13 protein-coding genes are annotated in these 18,361 nt (G+C 37.8%); all 13 read right to left on the bottom strand.

Annotated features, from left to right (window positions below):
• Positions 1 to 140: 140 nt before the first annotated feature.
• Positions 141 to 572, bottom strand: coding sequence for a helix-turn-helix transcriptional regulator (locus E6C50_RS08180; RefSeq protein WP_136402713.1), 432 nt, complete (start codon positions 570 to 572; stop codon positions 141 to 143).
• Positions 573 to 857: 285 nt separating this feature from the next.
• Complete coding sequence (locus E6C50_RS08175; protein ID WP_136402712.1) at positions 858 to 1,568, bottom strand: leucine-rich repeat domain-containing protein; 711 nt, start codon at positions 1,566 to 1,568, stop codon at positions 858 to 860.
• Between the two features lie 187 nt (positions 1,569 to 1,755).
• Positions 1,756 to 2,880 carry an RHS repeat-associated core domain-containing protein gene (locus E6C50_RS08170; protein ID WP_230978976.1) on the bottom strand — a complete coding sequence of 375 codons (1,125 nt, stop codon included), beginning with the start codon at positions 2,878 to 2,880 and terminating at the stop codon, positions 1,756 to 1,758.
• Positions 2,881 to 2,945: 65 nt separating this feature from the next.
• Positions 2,946 to 3,317, bottom strand: coding sequence for a hypothetical protein (locus E6C50_RS08165; protein ID WP_136402711.1), 372 nt, complete (start codon positions 3,315 to 3,317; stop codon positions 2,946 to 2,948).
• A gap of 207 nt (positions 3,318 to 3,524) precedes the next feature.
• On the bottom strand, positions 3,525 to 3,878 hold the full coding sequence (locus E6C50_RS08160) for a hypothetical protein (RefSeq protein ID WP_136402710.1): 354 nt from the start codon (positions 3,876 to 3,878) through the stop codon (positions 3,525 to 3,527).
• 822 nt (positions 3,879 to 4,700) lie between these two features.
• Positions 4,701 to 5,633, bottom strand: a complete 933-nt coding sequence (locus E6C50_RS08155) for a toxin-antitoxin system YwqK family antitoxin (RefSeq protein ID WP_136402709.1) — start codon at positions 5,631 to 5,633, stop codon at positions 4,701 to 4,703.
• A 6-nt stretch (positions 5,634 to 5,639) separates the two neighbouring features.
• Positions 5,640 to 5,939, bottom strand: coding sequence for a hypothetical protein (locus E6C50_RS08150; protein ID WP_136402708.1), 300 nt, complete (start codon positions 5,937 to 5,939; stop codon positions 5,640 to 5,642).
• A 2-nt stretch (positions 5,940 to 5,941) separates the two neighbouring features.
• Complete coding sequence (locus tag E6C50_RS08145; protein WP_168732771.1) at positions 5,942 to 9,409, bottom strand: DUF6443 domain-containing protein; 3,468 nt, start codon at positions 9,407 to 9,409, stop codon at positions 5,942 to 5,944.
• Positions 9,410 to 9,419: 10 nt separating this feature from the next.
• A complete protein-coding gene (locus E6C50_RS08140; RefSeq protein WP_136402706.1) occupies positions 9,420 to 12,797 on the bottom strand; it encodes a hypothetical protein in 3,378 nt (1,125 codons plus the stop codon).
• A gap of 8 nt (positions 12,798 to 12,805) precedes the next feature.
• Positions 12,806 to 14,404, bottom strand: a complete 1,599-nt coding sequence (locus E6C50_RS08135; RefSeq protein WP_136402705.1) for a T9SS type A sorting domain-containing protein — start codon at positions 14,402 to 14,404, stop codon at positions 12,806 to 12,808.
• A 291-nt stretch (positions 14,405 to 14,695) separates the two neighbouring features.
• Entirely contained in the window at positions 14,696 to 16,282 is a 1,587-nt protein-coding gene (locus E6C50_RS08130; protein WP_136402704.1) for an ABC-F family ATP-binding cassette domain-containing protein, read from the bottom strand.
• A gap of 216 nt (positions 16,283 to 16,498) precedes the next feature.
• Positions 16,499 to 17,524 carry an NAD(P)-dependent alcohol dehydrogenase gene (locus tag E6C50_RS08125; protein WP_136402703.1) on the bottom strand — a complete coding sequence of 342 codons (1,026 nt, stop codon included), beginning with the start codon at positions 17,522 to 17,524 and terminating at the stop codon, positions 16,499 to 16,501.
• A gap of 202 nt (positions 17,525 to 17,726) precedes the next feature.
• Positions 17,727 to 18,269 carry a GNAT family N-acetyltransferase gene (locus tag E6C50_RS08120; protein WP_136402702.1) on the bottom strand — a complete coding sequence of 181 codons (543 nt, stop codon included), beginning with the start codon at positions 18,267 to 18,269 and terminating at the stop codon, positions 17,727 to 17,729.
• Between the last annotated feature and the right edge of the window lie 92 nt (positions 18,270 to 18,361).

Here is an 18,361-nt window from a genome sequence, read left to right as displayed (position 1 = left end):
CCGCTTTATCAACATAGATCCAACTCGATCGGATTTACAATCCGCACTAAGTTTAAAATTCACTAAAACCGCATATCCTATAAAAACAAAACTACAACTTTTTAAGGTTGTAGTTTTTATTATGAATCCGCGCTATCGGATTATTTTTTTAAAATTAACTGTTCTAACCGATTCATCATATCTTCTTTTTCTTTTAGCATACGTTCGTATAGCGCGATCTTTTCTTCATGCAATTGTTTAATTTCTTCGAGCGGATTAATATTAAATACTGGATTTAAATTTCCTATATAGCCATCTTTTTCAATATTAAATGTATTGGCAATGATATTTACGGCTTGTTCGTCGTCAAGATTTTCGATTGCTTCTACGGGAACGTTTAAAATTTGAGCTACCTGCGCGAGAATATTGTTTTCGATAGTTTCGCGTTGTTCCATTAAAGACACTCTTTTTTGAGTCCAGTCCTCACCAAGCTCAATAGCCAAGGCTTCTTGTTTAATACCCAGCATTTCGCGAAAACGTTTAATATTTCTTCCCTGATGTATCTTTTTATCTGGCGTATCAAAATGTGACATACTAACGTTTTTTAATGAATAGTCGGGTATAAATATACGTAAAATTATGTAGCTAAAACAGTACTGTAAAAGGACAAACATGCCGTACTACATAAAAATTTTTGTTTTACAGTAGTATAAATAAGAGCAAAGCGGTAGATTTTTAAAATTAAATAAAAAACTACAACTTTTTAGGGTTGTAGTTTTTAGTTTTAATTACACGGATTACACCCGAGGCTTTAGCCGAACGGATGAAATAAATCCGCGTTATCGGATTGCAATTCCATACTATTTTTTAAAAAAAACTTATTTAGAAATTTGAATTATTGGCATTGGTTTAAAATCAGATTGTTTTCCATTTACTTCAATTCTTACTTTTTTTTCAACGTATAAAGTTTTTAGTAATGGATTATTTGTTATATCTAATTTTAATATAGCTGTATCAGTAAGATATAGCTGAGCTAATTCTTTGTTATTGCTAACATTTATTTCTTTTAACTTTTCATTTTCGGATAATTGTAACGTACTAAGTTTTGTAAGATTCTTAAATTCAATCCTTTCAAATAAATTTCCTTGAAGATATAAGGATTCAATGTTATCAGTTCCTATAAAGTTTATTTCTTCGATTCCATTCCTGAAAGCATATAATCCCTTTAAGTTTTTGATATTCTTTAAAATCATTTTTTTTCCAAGTTGATTTTCCCCGATATATATTTCTTCTATTGTTGAATTATCATTAAAAACATCAAGACTTGTTATTTGATTTGTCATTGCATTTATCATTTTCAATTTTTTAAAATGTACTAAATCATCTAAAACTTTAATCTTTTTTTTAGAAACTTTTAGTTTGACAACTGTATCAATTTCAGAAATTTGAATTTCATTGTCTTTATTGAAATCATAACCTAACTCCAATAAAGCAGATTTGAAATTTTCGTCTTTGAATTTAATTTTTTGCGCATTAATAAAGCTTGAGAATAAAAGATTTACCAACAAAATAATATAAGTATATTTCATAATTATGATTTCATAATTTTAAAAATTAGTAAAATTATCCCAACGACAATAATAACTGTAAACTTAATAGAAAAGGATTTTTCTACCATATCTCTTTTCTCCCATTTTATTAATCTATTTTTAAAAAATAAGTGATAGAAACTTAAAACAATTATTAAACACGTTAAAACTATATAATCATTCATAATTACTTTCTATAAAGTCCAGATTTTGTTTCTCTCATTGCATCTAATGTTTTATCTGCTCCCATAACTTGCAAGTTTAATAACTTCCCTGCGTTAGGAGCTCCAAGTGCTTTAAATCCAGCTCCACCAACCTCAGGCAATGCCATCATAACTCCTTTTGTTACAACTTTTTCAGTTGTCAAAGTCCCATTATTTGCATCATTTACTAAATCTAACGCCGTTCCCGCGGTAGATGCATAACCGCCATAAGTAATCAATGCTGCTCCAGCTGGAGCTCCTACACCTGTAAGGACCATAAGAGTTCCTGCAACTACTGCTACATCTCCAGAATTGGATAAAATAGGTGCTATTTGAGACAAAGCACTTTGATTTACATTAATAGTTGCTCCACTTTCAGTAGTATACCTTTGATCAACTGGATTGATAGCATCACTTCCATTAACTGTATACGTCCCTCCTTTCCTAAACTCTATTTTGTCTCCATTTCCACTATTCGTAGCTGTTGCTTCTGAAAAAACTTGCTTAACTCCTGTATATCCTTTTGCTTCAGCTTGTTCTATGGTTCTTATTTCTGCATCATAAGTAATACTTTGCTTACCATCTCTTGTAGTGTACTCAATCCAATCATCATTCTCAATTGCCTGCATCCCATCAGGATCAATAAAATACATCGGATTATTGTATGCGTAATTATACGGTGTCCAACGTCTTGAATTCTCCGCCAGCGGGTCCATATTCATCCATCGACCAATCGCAGGGTCATAATTACGTGCTCCATAATCATACATGTTAAGCCCCAGCTCGTCTTGTAACTCTTTCCCGTTGTATTTATATTTATACGGGTTGATCAACGGTTTTGAACCGTCTTCCAGCAATACCGGCGACATATACTCCGGGGAACCATCCGGCGGGGTAACAAAAACAAACTGCTGTACGTTATACATCTTATGTTTTAATCCAAACGGATAATAATGACTTTCTTCCATTATTTTTAAACCTCCCGCTTTATCATCATAGGTCCAACTCGATCGGATATTACCCAAATGATCCGTATAATTAAAGACATAATTGTAATAAATCTCATCGGTCACTTTTACATAGCCTGCTCCAAACACTATAAAAAACAAAACTGCAACTTTTTAGGGTTGTAGCTTGCTTCTTCTTTACTGGCATGGATTACAAATCCGTGCTATCAGAGGGATTTTTCTTTTTTTAATCTTATTAACTTCCCCGAATTAATAACAATATCATTATTAGTAACAGCTTTATTATTTAAATCTCTCGTATTAAAAAAAATTGTGTCTTTATCAATATCTCCTTTATAAAAATCCATTTCCAAATTTGTCCCCACATCTTCTAACTCAATACTGAATTTTTTATATTTGATTTTTCCTTTTACTACTTTACCATTTTTTAAATGTCTTTCATAAATACTGTCTTTGAAGATAACTATTCCATTCTGTGATTTAAATCTATCCTCATATTCAATTTTAAACTTACCATAAAGTTTCTCTTGATTTGAATTGAAAAATAAAAAAATAATTAAGATTGCTAAACTTTTCATTTGGTTTTTTAATAAATAATTTTTCTTACAATAACAATTATAATAACAACAATACAAGCAACGACCAAAATTAAAAGGCGATAAAACCTTGAATTTTGATAGAAGTTATATACACTGTCATTAGGTAGTTTTTTCGATTTCATCAAGTCTTTTATTGATATAAAGACAACAATAATCAATAGAAAAAGCCATATTAAATCCATATCGTTAAATTTTCAATTTATCTATTTGATTATTAGTTTCATTAATAAGAATATCATTCCAAATTTCACCTGCTTGTCCAAAATTATTTCCAGGTCGATTTAATGTTTTTGAAAGAATCTCCGAACCAATTGTTCTAAGCGATTTCCCAAGTTTGAAATTGCCATCTGAGACTCCCTCAACAGTATTATTAATAACTTCACCAGCCGCTCCAATCGTTGAGAGAACACCTCCAACTGTTGCTAAAAATCCTGCTGCTGGAGCACCATAGCCAGTTAAAGCTAATCCTGCTGCTGCTTTCGTAAAATCTCCACCAGTTTCTTGTAATGCACTAGGTCCCCACTCGCCTATAGCATCCATGATTCCTTTATTTTCAGAAATTAATGTCCCTCCCCGCATAGTATAACTTTCATCATCAATATCTTTTCTTTCTCCTCCATTTACTCTATAATTGCCTCCGGCACCAAGTTCAACAACCTCACTATAATCTGAATTATGTGCTAGACCCTGAGAAACTACTTCTTCAACATTTGTATATTTTTTTTCTTTAGCCTGTTCAACAGTTTTAACACTTGCATCATAAGTAATGTGTTGTTTCCCATCATTTGTTCTCCATTTAATCCAATCAGATGGCGCGGATTTACAATCCGTGACTACACTTCAAAATAAATTCCAATCGCTCTGATTATCTGATTCCTCTAATTCTATAAAAAACAAAACTACAACTTTTTAGGGTTGTAGTTTGCGTCTTCTTTACTGGCACGGATTACAAATCCGCGTTATCGGGGGAAATATTGTTTTGTACAAGTACTCCTATCAGCAATATTAATAAATAGTATTTCATAATAAATTATAATCTTTTAAAATCATTAAAATTAGAAGCAAAGAAAACATTAATGCCCCAAGAAAAGCTCTAAGTGAGAATAAATTAGTGTACAACGTTTTATCTTTATCCCAGATAGTTCCCTTCTTCAATGCATAAATGATATACATAATACAGCCTATTAATATTGAAAATATAAGAATTTTATTTATCATTTTATTTATCATTTTACCAGATAGCGCGGATCGCGCGGATTATCTGAATCCTCTGGTTCTATAAAAAACAAAACTACAACTTTTTACAGTTGTAGTTTGCTTCTTCTCTTTGCTGGCACGGATTACAAATCCGCGCTATCGGGATTAATGATTCCTACAAGTAAAACTTTCTTTCATCAAGTTGAATATTGGCGTATAGATTTCATATGATTTAGCTAATGACAATGTTGATAATATTAAAACCTCATTATTAGCACAGTCTCTAAAACTACTGCATCCTCTTATCAAGAGCCCTTCTTGTTCAATTTGAAAATCAACAAATTCATCAGTTTGTTCAATGATTTTTAAATTACTGTAACTCGATTTTAACTCTTTCATATTTTCTGAAATAATAGATGGCAGTGTCATATTTTTACTGTTATAAATCGTTACAACATTTACATTTGGTTTGTAAATATCAGAGCTACTTTTATAAATAAGTGCAATCTTACCTTCCTTAGAGTTTGTTAACACAGTTTCAAAGCTGTTTGGAAAAAGAAAATCAAAATTATAATCTGTCTTAACTGAATTCCAATTTATTGGAGATGAATCTTTAAAGTTAATTTTATATTCTAATTGGCCTTTTTTATTATAAAAAAATCCTTCTCCTTGAATTTCATCATTAACAAAATTTAGTTTACTTTTTAAAACACCATCTTCCCAATTTAGTGTAAAAGAACCGTTCTTTTTTCCATTCTTTACATTACCGACCTCACTTATAACTCCATTTTCATAGTAAAATGTAGACTTTCCTTCTTGTATTCCGTTTTTGAAAAAAATTTCTTTTTCTTTCTTACCATTGTCAAAATATAGAATTGTTTCTCCATTTTGAATATCATTTTCAAAATTTGAAACTAATTTAAGATTTCCATTTTCATAGTATTCCTTATAGAATCCATTTCTAACATTTCCTTCCATTTTTATTTCTGTCTTGACTCTACCATTTGCAAAAAAGTCTTTTTTCACCTCATTTTTATTACATGAGACTAAAACTAGTAACACACACAAATGGAGTAAAAAACAATTTTTATTTTTCATTTGATTTTATTTATCTGATAAATTTAAAAAAACTATACCAAGTATTAAAAACAAAAAAGAAAAATAAAAAACTCTAATTTTTTTATTATGACTTTTAATTACTTGATTTAAATTTTCATCTTCACATTCGTCAATTGGTAATAATGGTTGAGAATAAAAGGTTCCTCCATGGAAACTCCCTAGATGATTTTTATTTGTCATATCATTAAGCTTAGTTCTATCACTAAAAATGAGCAGTAATGAAATTAATGCTAATAAAATAAACAGACTAATAAACCCGATACCTATTTTGAAATACAACTCCATATTTATTGCTTTTTAACTAATCCAAAAGTAACATTAACATCAAAACCTATACCTAGGGCTCCTTTAACACCAACCTTTGTTTCTAATCGTTGTTCTTTATTTTTAGTTTCTAAATTTTTCTCATTACTATAATTTACACCTAAAGGACCAATACCTATACCTCCTTCGGATTTGACTGTTTCATTTTGAACACCTCCATGATATACATTAGATTCATGTTTTCGTTCTACTGATGCTGAGGCTAAACCAAAACCTACTTCCGCACCTTGTGATGCTTCAACTTTATCATCCTTTCCAATATAATTTCCAGATGTTTTTATTGGTGCATAATCCGTTTCCGTTTGAGTCATTTTTCCTTCGGCTAAAGTTATCGACGTTCCATTACCATATAATGCAACCTTAGAACCTCCTAATTTAACACTTCCTCCAGCTTGAAGACCAACATTAACTTTTCCTTCAACTTTAAATTCTAATTTAGATTCATTTACGAATGTTTTGATTTGATTTAGAGTATTTGTTACAGTATTTTTTACAGCTCTTAAATCACTAGCTATTGTTTCTCTTACAGCTTTCACTAAACCTTTAAAAGGATTATGTTCAGCCTGCATACCATCAGGGTCAACAAAATACATTGGGTTATTATAGGCATAATTGTACGGTGTCCATCTTCTGGAATTTTCCGCCAGCGGGTCAATATTCATCCAACGACCAATTGCAGCATCATAATTACGTGCGCCATAATCGTAAACATTAAGCCCCAGTTCATCTTGCAGCTCTTTCCCGTTGTATTTATATTTATACGGATTCGGATTATCAACCGTTTCATCAACCAGTTCCGGTATATTATATCCCGGAGAACCGTCCATTGGCATTGCATAGGTATACGATTCTACATTATAGGCACGGTGTTTTAAACCAAACGGGTAATAATGGTTTTCTTCCATTACCGCCACACTACCACTTTTCTGATACCAGGTCCAACTCATTCGGATATTCCCTAAATGATCCGTGTAATTATAAACATAGTTAAAGTAGTTACCTTCCGTTACCTTAACATAGCCTTCTGTATGTGGGAAAAACGATAATTCCTGATTCTCATATTGAAACCCCTGTTGGTAATCTACACGAGATGTACTACCACCATCCAGTACACTTTTTTGTACCTTAACTCCGGTTGCGTTGTAAATATAAGCAATTTTATTACCATCACTAAACAGAATTTCTGTTGGCAGATTTAAGTGATTATAAACAATATTCGTAATCTTTTTATTGGCATCCTGAGTCATATTACCGTTTGCATCATAGGCATAATCGTTATAGGTATTTCCATAACCGTTATCCTTAAAACCTTCCGGATTGTTTGTTGCTTCGTTTACCCGCATCAGGCGGTTTCCGTTATAGGTATAGGACAAATCGTCGATATTAATAACAAAATTAGGATGATCCAGATTCCCCATACGTTTCAGGGAAGTGATATTTCCATTTTTATCATAGTTAACATATTCATCATACGAATTTGTTATAGATTCAACGGATAATGGCTTTTGATAATAAGCTCCGGATAAACGATTTAAATTGTCATATCGGTAACCATATTTCCGAAGGACATTATCACTGTTAGTTTTCCAAAAAGTCTCTGAAATATTACCGTTATATAACGGTTTTACGTTCCCATAGGCACTAGATGAACCAAAATACATAATGCCGTCTTCGTCGGTTTCCGTTACCCGATTGTAATTGATCTTAAAGCCAAATAGGTCACCTTCGTCCAAAGTAAGTCCCAGATCTCCCAAAGGTGCACTGTTGTTAATATCCGTTAGCCAACCCCGGATGTTATAGCGGTAATCTACTTTTTGCATACCACTGGTTCCGGTAGTATCCGATCCGCCTACAATTTTGGATTCCAAACGTCCCAGTTCATCATAGGTGTTTTTGGTGATAAGCTCCTCAGCACCGCCATTAATTTGATGGACATGTGTCAGCAATCGATCTTCATCGGTATACGTATAAGAATCTTTGATCGTATACTCCGGGCTACTGCTATTCAATTTATGATAGGTTTGCGTAAATTCTACTTTTCCGCTAAAATCCAGCTTACTGTCTACTTGGGTATAGCCGCCCAAATGATTGGTTGTATAGGTTCGAATCGGACGGTATTTCGGATCGTATAATGTATAACTTTGTTCGTTAAACGTTTCCGATGGAGTCGTTACTACGCGTACCCAACTTCCGGTCGGTAGTCCGGCTACTGAAGTCGCTTCGGTTTGAAGCGGTGCTTCTGGTTGTGTAATAGCATTGACATAGGTATAATTATCGTAGTAATTCACTGTAAGCAGTTTCATTCCGCTGGTTGGAATAACCCAATTGGTATAACTGATCGCTATATTATCCACGTTTACTGTCACATTAACTTTGGTTCGCTCCTCCGATACAATAGTCCCCGCTGCATTGTATTGCGACTGCATAGTTGCTCGGGTAGATGTGGTTTGCAACCATCCGGTATAAACGGCTCTGTTTAAGGCATCGTATTTGGTGATTAGATACCCGGTTTGTGTACCGCCAAAAGGCGATAAAGCGGGTCCAGTAGCCACGACACGGTCGATTTTATCATACACGATAAACTCCCATTGTTTGCCCGGCAGCTTTTTTTCGACCATACGGTTGCGGGAATCGTACTTATACTGATAGCATAAATCGTCCAGTTGTGCCGTCGGATTGTTTACTAACGGCGGGATGACATAGGTTAGGTTTCCGTAGATATCATAAACATAATAAGTATCGTGTGCGCCATCGTTATAGGTACGCTTTAAAACCACACGGCCGTTTTTATCTTTAAACTCCTCGGTGGTATTATTACTGCCCGATTTCCAGTTTTCGTCTTTGGTCACCGTTTTATATAATTGGCTTGCAGCATAATAGCCCTTATCCTGTAACTGTATCGTATAGACGCCATTGGTATTGTCCCAGGTGGTTGTTGCAAAATAGTTTTTTACTTCGTTCGCACCATTAGTCAGATAGTCCAATTTTATCGTATGGTCCGTATCTGCATTTGGGTTTACCTGCCAATCTGTCCCGGGTGCGCCTTGTTTTAAGGTACGTGCCAATGGCGACAGTTCTACTATTTTTTCGCTAAACGGATATTGTCCGCTGTATTGCGAATAGCTTAAGGTAGCCGACTGCGCGCCGGCCTGATAACTCATATCGTTGGTCGTGGCCGGATACGGTAAGTATTCTTTTAACTGACGTCCTAAATCGTATTCGATATGGGTGATCAGATCTTTTCCGGTACCGGATTGTTTGTTTATATTTTGCTGTACCGGTCGGCCAAGACCATCGTAGTAGGTCACCGTCGAAGCCGGTCGGCCGCTATTGGCTTCCCGATAGGTCGTTTTCTTGGTCCAGTTCTGTGAATTGGTTTGTGCCACCATTAAAACCGGAGCACACATCAAGGCTATAAGTAATTTTTTCATACTGCTGGTTTTAGTTGGTTCGGTAATTGTTGTCGTACTCTTCGATAGTATTGCCATCATGATCTTTAATACGCTTTAAACGCATTAGACTATCATACTCATAGTAGGTGTTTCGACAGTTGGTATCCAGTGTTCGGGTTAATAAAAAGGTCGTAGCATCATAGTAATAATACGTCACAATAGACCCGGGAAAGGTTTGACTTATGGTACAAGGACCTCCCGGTATTGGTTCCGGTAACGTCACTTCCTCATTTCCGTCAACGGGATCAGCTGGGGCATAGTTTTCAATTTTAAGCGTTACCTGATTACGACTGTTGTATTGATAATAGGTAGGGGCACCATCCTTAAGCCGTACTTGCACCATGTTTCCATACGCATCGTATTTTTCGATCAGGATACGGTCTTCCAAAGCGCCGCTTCCCTTTGAAAAACGCACTAGCTCCGGTAAAATCCGGTTCGGATTGTTGTTCCAGCTTTTATAATACGTTATTTTGGTTCCGGTCAATGGCGGAATTCCATTAGCAAGTCCGTAGAAAGTGCGAACCGTAATCGGCTCCGATACTTTATTTAATTCGACAAGCTTATTAAGAGCCGTGATCTGTGAAGGTGTCGCATCCGGCACCAGATTCACCTGATCCGCATACGAGTAATGTATGCGGCTTACCATCCCATCTTCGCTTGTGGTGGTTACAATCATGGTCGGTAAACCTATTAGCCCATCATACCAATAGTCAGTTGTAGTGGACAAATAAGCATCCGGGTTATTGTCAACATTCACCGTATAGAGTACCGGTGTGGTAAAATCATAGGCTTTCTCTTTGACTAACTGTACTTTTCGAGATAACAGTTGGTATTTACGCAGGTCAAAGTTGGTAATCCCACTTTGTTTGAACAAACAGTTAAAGTAGGCATATCCTCCGATAACGCCAGTGATGCTTGCCTGATCTTCATAACGGTATTGCCAGTTTTTTTGCCGAACCTTATACAAGGTGCTGCCGCGTTTTGTCAGGTCAATTTCTTCCAGTAAGGTACCCTGGTAAATATCTCCGGCATTTCCTTTATAGCTGGCGCGCTCCTGTTGAAAAACACTCTGATGTATCGGCCATATATCCTGATTGATTCCCAGAACGGAGTTATTAAAGCGTTTGTATTTTCCACCCAGTTCAAAGTTATCGCCACCATAGCTGATCAGTACGTGCTCGTAGTTACGCTCCAGTTCGCTAATTGGGGTAAGCGGATTGGACGAAAACGTTCTAAAGTTGATCTCAAACTGTTGCTTTTGTTCCAGTGGCGCTTCGCCACCTCCATTACAACATTTGGTCAATTGCCAATCGGTAATATACTCGTGGTTCTTTTTAAAGGTTACCAAATCCAATGGGTTTTTAAAATAATCTTCCATGGAAGTATAGTAGTACCGTTTTACAAAAGCCTGCTCACTTGCGGCTGTATAATCCGTTGTACGCTTAACCCGTAACTTTCCGTCGTCTATTAGTTTGGTTCCTTTGCGATAGGTAAAATAAAGTTGGGCATCAAACTGAGTCGTGGATAACTGGTAGTTGTTATATAACTGAAAAGCATATTGATGGTCTTTTACAATATCAAAAGTAAATTCCTTTGAAAAATCATACCTACCGGTTCCAATCTCCTGATTGCCATCCGGCATACGGAAGGTAATCTCTTGTATAGTGTTTGCGGACAAATCCGAAATTTTCAACACAATAACATCGGTATGTCCCATCTGACTAGTCGAAAGGACATTGATAATCCCTTTAATCGTCTGGTTTTCAAAAGCACCAGTAAAGCCAAAGGTTCCATCTGGATTTTGGTATAAATCTCCTGTAATAGCACCGTTTACCGATGTTTTGTTTACCGGGTTTCTCGCGGTATTGTTACGCCAGATATCCATTGTAAGGCCATCCGTAACATAGTCTTTGGATTTTTCCATTTCGTATTCAAATTCCGAATACCCTCCGGTCGGATAAATAATTTTCTTTAGTGCTCCTTTTACCGCGCTGGCAAAATCGGAACTTCTATCGGCCAGATTCGGATAGTAATTATGGAAGTACAAATCGTTGTTTTGTGGCAAGGCTGTCGAATTAAACGTTTTACCGTTATAATATCCTAATGCATCGCGCGCCGAACTCGTCCGGGTTGGTAAGGCTAACGGATCATCGTATTCCATAGTATATTGTTCGTATTTACGTCCGTGGCCATAGTTGTTGTTTTTATTGAACTCGACTTTGGTCAGAAAAAAACGCTCTGAAAAGGTTGGTAAACCTGGAAACAGATAGGTTAAGTTGATCGTATTGACCACTGTGGCTCCCTGTTTGATCTCAATACTGTTTAACACTTTTCGATAATGTAATGAAGAACCATTGGTACTGTTAAACGTAATTTCGGAGCCAGCTCCTTTTATCTTGGTTAAAGTCTTTCCATTAGCGGTAATCGTATTGTTAAGGGTGGTAGTATGATCCTGTTCAACCGTTGGCGGTCGAACACAGTCGCGGGTACTGGTATCGAATTCATACACTTTAACAGTCAGGTTTTCCACCTGATCCATACGGATCGTTTTGTTTACCGAATCCGAGTCGTATTCCAACATAATGGTTCCACTTTCCGGATGATCAATTCGGGTCAGATAATAGGCCGTTGGCACATAGGGGTTATCCATACGCGTTCCAACAAAGGTGGTTTCGGTGGCAGTAGCACCTCCAAAATAATATTTAATGCCTTCAGGGGTGATCAGACGAAATTCCTGCGACTGGCGGAAACGAATCTTATTATCGGGATCACTTCCCATTATTTCAATTTTAAGGTTGCTATCCGCTTTAGTCAGACGTGGCACAAAATCCACATCAAAGAAGAAGCTACCGGAATAGCCCGGAAAATTAAAATAAAACTGATCGGGCTTCACATCCCATATCCTGCGTAGCTTCGCAAAAATCCGGTTTAACCATATGGCATGAGAGGAACCGTTATACAAACCGGCCGGATCAATCATTTCGGCCGTCAGCCTTCCTTCCAGATAATCGGCTTCATCGGGTTTATCGTTTACCGTTCGGGTGATCACCCCTCCGGCACTAAGTGTCCAGTTAATTCCCGTCCAGGTGGCCGGTTGGCTTACTTTAACACCCGCAGCATTATAATTTAAAGTTATCGGTAAAGACAGATGCCCGGATTGCAGGGTATACAGCGGAATCGAAGCATTGACCATTCCGGTGTATTCATTAATCGGGATATCCCCGAATTTGGTTAAGGCAAAGGCGTCCACCGAAGGTTTGGTAACCTCGGGTACGACCATTGCATTAGGGCTTGGTGGAGGTGTTTCCTGAGCCATAGTTGTCCCATAAAGCCCTAAAAGCAGTAAGGTGAGTAGTATTTTTTTCATGTGATTTCTTATTTAGGTTGGATACCCTTAATGACTTTTACCGAGTTGTGTTGTACGTTGGTACGGATTTCTACGATATAGATACCTTCCGGGTACGGACTTAAGTCTACCGGTACGGTGCGACTATCGATCGAAAACTGTTGCAGTTGTCGGCCGGAAAGGTCAAATACGGAGGCCGTTCCCGTTTGGAAATCGTAACCCACAATGATGTTCGTGAATTGTTGTGCCGGGTTCGGAAGAGCTTCGATGGCCGGTTTGTCCAGTTCTTTTTTATAACGATCTTTAAGCTTTACCACCCAAAAATCGCTACCTCCATTACCGCCGTTTTTATCGCGCGAGGGTTTTCCTTTGGAGGTTCCTGCCAGTAAATATCCGCCATCGCGGGTTTCGATCAAGCGGCCTAAGATGTCTTCACCATCACTTCCTACGGTTTTACTCCATACTTCTTCACCTTTATCGTTTATTTTTACCGCGATATAGTCGTTGATGTCTTTTTTATCTTTTTTGCCTTCGCCTACTTCGGTATGGGCATACCCACCAATCAAAAAGGTATGATCGTCATTCTCAATAATCGAAGTTAGCAGGTCGGTTTTACCATAATTATAGGTTTCCTGCCAGATCGTTTGTCCGTCGGTGTCCAATCGTACCACCCAAAAGTCAGTTCCTTTACCGTTGGCCTTACTTTTATCGTTCGATGGATTTGAATTGGAACTTCCGCCCAATAAATAGCCGCCGGTTTTGCATTGGATCAGTGCCGTCAGGTTATCATCCCCATCACCGCCTAAGGTACGCTGCCATTCGATTCCGCCCTGTTTGTCGGTTTTAAGAATCCAGTAATCACCCGCGCCTATGTTGTCATTCAGCTTGTTACCCGAGGCCGGGGAATTGGAATAACCGCCGATGATATAGCCACCATCCGGGGTTTGTTCCACCGTTTTAAGTTGATCCAGGTATTTTCCGCCGTAGGCTTTCTGCCATTCGATGGTACCATCGGAACTCAATTTGACCACCCAGTAATCCAGGTTCCCAAAATTGGCTTCCGTTTTGTCACCCGATTTTCCCGATGCAGACGAACCGCCAACGATATAACCACCATCTTTGGTACGTCGGATACAACTTAGTTGCTCCTGACCGTTACCGCCAATGGTACGTTGCCATTGTTCGGTTCCTTTGGCGTCGAGTTTTACGATCCAGAAGTCATTATGACCTTTGGAGTCGTCTTTTTTACCAGTGCCTTTCGGAGAATCCGATACTCCGGCCAGAATAAAACCGCCATCGGTCGTAAGTTGTACACTTTGTAGAAAATCCATACCGGAGCCGCCATAGCTTTTTTGCCATTCGGCCGATCCGTGTTCATCCATCTTCCAGAGCCAGTAATCGAAATTACCGCTGGAAGCCATTTCTTTGTTTCCGTTTTTGTCGGATAAGGAACTGCCTGCTAAGAGGAACCCATAGTCGGGCGTAGGCAGCGCATCTGCCAGGAATTCGGCATGTTTACCGCCATAGGATTTTTCCCATAAGATATCCTGTGCCTGAGATACCATCGGAAAAAGACATGGCAATAGTAGTGCCGAAATCCTGCTTTGTAGTAAGGCACGATTCGTCATTTTTGTCATTAAACTATTGTCAATTAAGTTAGTGGACTGCAAAGCTAACTCTTTATTAGCGCTATTCAAAAAGAAAGAATTGCAATCTGTGAAAAATAGAATCTTTATAAATTACAATATGTGTATTATGGTATATCATTCAGATTTCGAGACTGCATTTTAAAACAATAAAAGTGTATTATTCGCAATACGAATATAATTTATCCTCTATACAAACACTCAACAGTTTTTTTAACACAAACACCTGACAGGTTTTAAAAACCTGTCAGGTGTAAAGAAGTAATAACAACATTATAAAATTATTTCCCTCTCAATATGCAACTGCTCCAGAAAAACCTCATCATGGGAAACAACAAGCAGGGTTCCTTTGTATTCATTGATCGAAGCGGTAAGAATTTCGATATTTTGTAAATCGAGGTTATTTGTCGGTTCATCCAAAACAATACAGTCCGGTGCTTCATTACCAATAGTAAGACCACAAAGCAACAAACGCATTCGCTCTCCGCCACTTAATACTTTACAAGGCTTTTGCCAATCATCGTAGGTAAATAAAAACCGATTTAAACGCATTTTTATTTCGTGCTCCGGTAAAGCAGTTGTATTAAATTGCTGCGCCTGTTCGTATACCGTTATACGGTTATCAATTAGTGAATATTCCTGATCGATATAAATTGTTTTGATCGGTATGCTGTGAATGGTTCCGATTTCCGATTGCAAATTGCCCAAAATAATCTGAATCAATGTCGTCTTTCCAGAACCATTATTCCCTTTTATCACTATACGATCACCACTAGCGATTTCAATGTTTAAATCGTATTTCCATAGTGGCCTATCGTCATACGAATAATTTAGTCCTGATGCTTTAAACAGCAATTTGCCTTTATGCAATGCCGGTAGTCCAAAACCAAATTTCATTTTGTCGATATCCGCTACTGTAGCCCGTAAATTTTGCAACTCTTTTGTGATGCCACCTATTTTCTCGGCATGTACACTTTTTAGTTTTGACGTGCTGTTTTCGGCTTTATTTCGCATGGTGTTGATCATTATCCTTGCCACACCTGCTTTTTCCTGTTTTCCTTTTCCTTTTGCATCCAGTTTTTGTTGGCGCTCCAAGGTTTCCCGCTCTTTTTCTTTGGCCTTTTTTAAGGCTTTTTCTTTGCTCTGGATGTCCTGATGTAAGGCGTTGTTTTCGATTTCTTTTTGAGTCTTATAAAAATCGTAATTCCCGCCATAGGTCATAATACCATTTGCGGTTAGTTCGCAGGTTATATCCAGTAAATTAAGCAGTTTGCGATCGTGACTGATTACGATCATAGCTCTATTGTCAGACTGTATAAAGTTGTATAATAATTCACGACCAGCATAATCCAAATGGTTACTGGGCTCATCCAACAAAATCAATTCCGGTTGATGGATCGTTATTCCGGCCAGAAAAACTTTGGTTTTTTGTCCGCCGCTTAACGTATGCATCGGCTGATTCAGGTCGATATCGTCCAATTGCCAGTAAAGCAGGGCTTCCCGACAACGTTCTTCCAGAGTCCAGTCGTCATTGAGCGTCGTAAAATTTTCTTCGGTTACAGTACCGGAAAGGATTTCGGATAGTGCCTGTAATTTTCTGTCAATCCGTAAAGCTTCGGCCACGGTAAGCCGGTTAAATTGCCCGAATACCTGTGGGATGTAATACGGTTCGGTACGAATAGTACACTGACCTCCGGAAATGGGTACGGATCCGGTGATGATACGAAACAACGTGGACTTTCCTACGCCGTTATGCCCGATTAAGGCTATTTTGTCATAATTGTTAACAACCAGATTCAGGTCGTCAAATAAAAGCTCCCTATTGGGATGCATATAGGAGACATGCTGTAAAAGCAACATAATTTCTTTCTTTAGAGGTGAAACAAAACATCCGGGAGTACTTTGTAGTCCGCGGTTTAGTAGTGCCTGAAAGAAATTATTTTCACATGTAGATCACATTTTTGTACAACAAAGATAGTTTTTTTATCGCAATTCCCGATTTATTTTTCGGTATAACAATAAAAAAGCGACTGCCAGAGTTTTCCAGCAGTCGCTTTTTTATGATTTATTGGTGGTTTATGGGATTAAAACAGCACGCCCTTTTATTTGTCCGTTTCGCAATTTATCATATACTTCCACGGCCTGGTCCAGATTGTATTTTTCAACTTCAATATGAATTTTCTTTTGTCGGGCCAATCTGATAACTTCCATTAACTCGGTACGCGAACCCCAATACGGATTGGTCATGCTTACACCAAAGGGTAAGCCGTTCATATTGTATTCGTATTTTCCACCACCCAGTCCAACAATAGTCAGGTCACCATCCAGACCAACTACCTTCGTACCAAGGTCAATTGTAGACGATGCTCCGACAAAATCGATTACGACTTTGGCCTTTCGGATACCGGTAATCTTCTGGATTTGTTCCGCTGCATCTTTATCCATCGAATTGATCGCATAAGCAGCGCCCAGTTTTTTAGCAAATTCCAGTCGCTCCGGAGTGATATCGCAGGCAATAATCGTAGCACCACTCATTTCTGTTAGTATTTGCAAGGCCACATGTCCTAATCCGCCAACTCCAATTACTACTACATATTCATCGGGCATTAATTTGTGTAACGATCGTTTGATAGCCGAATAGGGTGTCAAAGCAGCATCCGTTAAAGGTGCTGCAATTACCGGATCAAGGTCATGAATCGGAACCAATAAACGGGAAGATGGTACCAACATATAGTCGGCCATACCGCCATTAAGTCCTAATCCACCTCCAAAAGCCTGTTCCGACTGATGATCGCAATAATTTTCCTGCGAATGCTGACACGGTTTGCAATGTCCACATCCCCACGGACCGTAAACCAATACAGCATCACCTTTTTTAAAACCCTTTACATCCTGTCCCACTTCTTCTACCCAACCGGCATTTTCGTGTCCTAATGTAAACGTAACTCCCGAAACAATCCCTTCATCAATAATATGTAAATCGGAATGACAAACACCGGCTCCTCCAATTTTTAATAGTACTTCATCACCCGACGGAACCGGTTTTTCCATATCGGTTACTACTCTGACATCTTTATGTCCAAAATATCGTACTGCTTTCATACTTACTGTTTTTTAAAGATTAACCTTATAAATTTAAGTAAATACAAGGTAAAAAAAGTTATATAAGCGTTAAATCCGCTATAGCCAAACCAAATAATCCGGCTTTCTTAGAACTCTGTTTACAATCGACCGTTATACCTACCACTGCATTCCAAAAAAAATGACGACTCGTTTTGAATCGTCATTTTTACTATTGCTGTTTTTATATTTTTTCGATGGTTTCCCAATCCTGTTTCCGGATCCGGTAGATAAAATTCAACTTGGGCGTTTCGCCATGATAGGCTATGTTTTCTTCGGCAATTTTGGTTACGCCAAGCCGCGATATGGCAATCTGCGACCGGTAATTGGTTGCACCAATATGAAAATCAATTGCGTCGACAAATTGAAAAGCGTAGTCCATCATCAATCTCTTTACAGACGGGTTGATTCCGGTTCCCCAAAATGGTACCGCATAAAAAGTATAACCAATCAGAATCGTGTTTTCTTTTTCATCGTAATCGTAAAAACGGGTACATCCGGCGACTTCTCCGGTCGTTTTGTCTACAATTTTATAAGCGCCTTTGCTTTGCATCGCTCCGTCGAAAAAAACACGAAAAACGGCTTCTTTCCACCGGTCTTTGTTCGGATGTTGTTCCCAGACTTTTGGATCCGAAGCCAGGGCAAAAAGGGAGGCAAAATCGGTTTCCTGTAACGGGTATAACCCGACTTTATCGTTTTCTAAGGGTGTTTGAATGGAAAATAACATGTTTTTATTTTTTTGACTTTCAAAATTAATCCAAAAGCGGACTACCAGTATAGGCCATTCTTATAAAAAAGGCTACTCCATTTTATCCGACA

It is taken from the genome of Flavobacterium supellecticarium (genome assembly GCF_004801375.1).
Taxonomy (GTDB): Bacteria; Bacteroidota; Bacteroidia; order Flavobacteriales; family Flavobacteriaceae; genus Flavobacterium; species Flavobacterium supellecticarium.
This window is presented reverse-complemented; position numbering and strand designations above follow the sequence as displayed.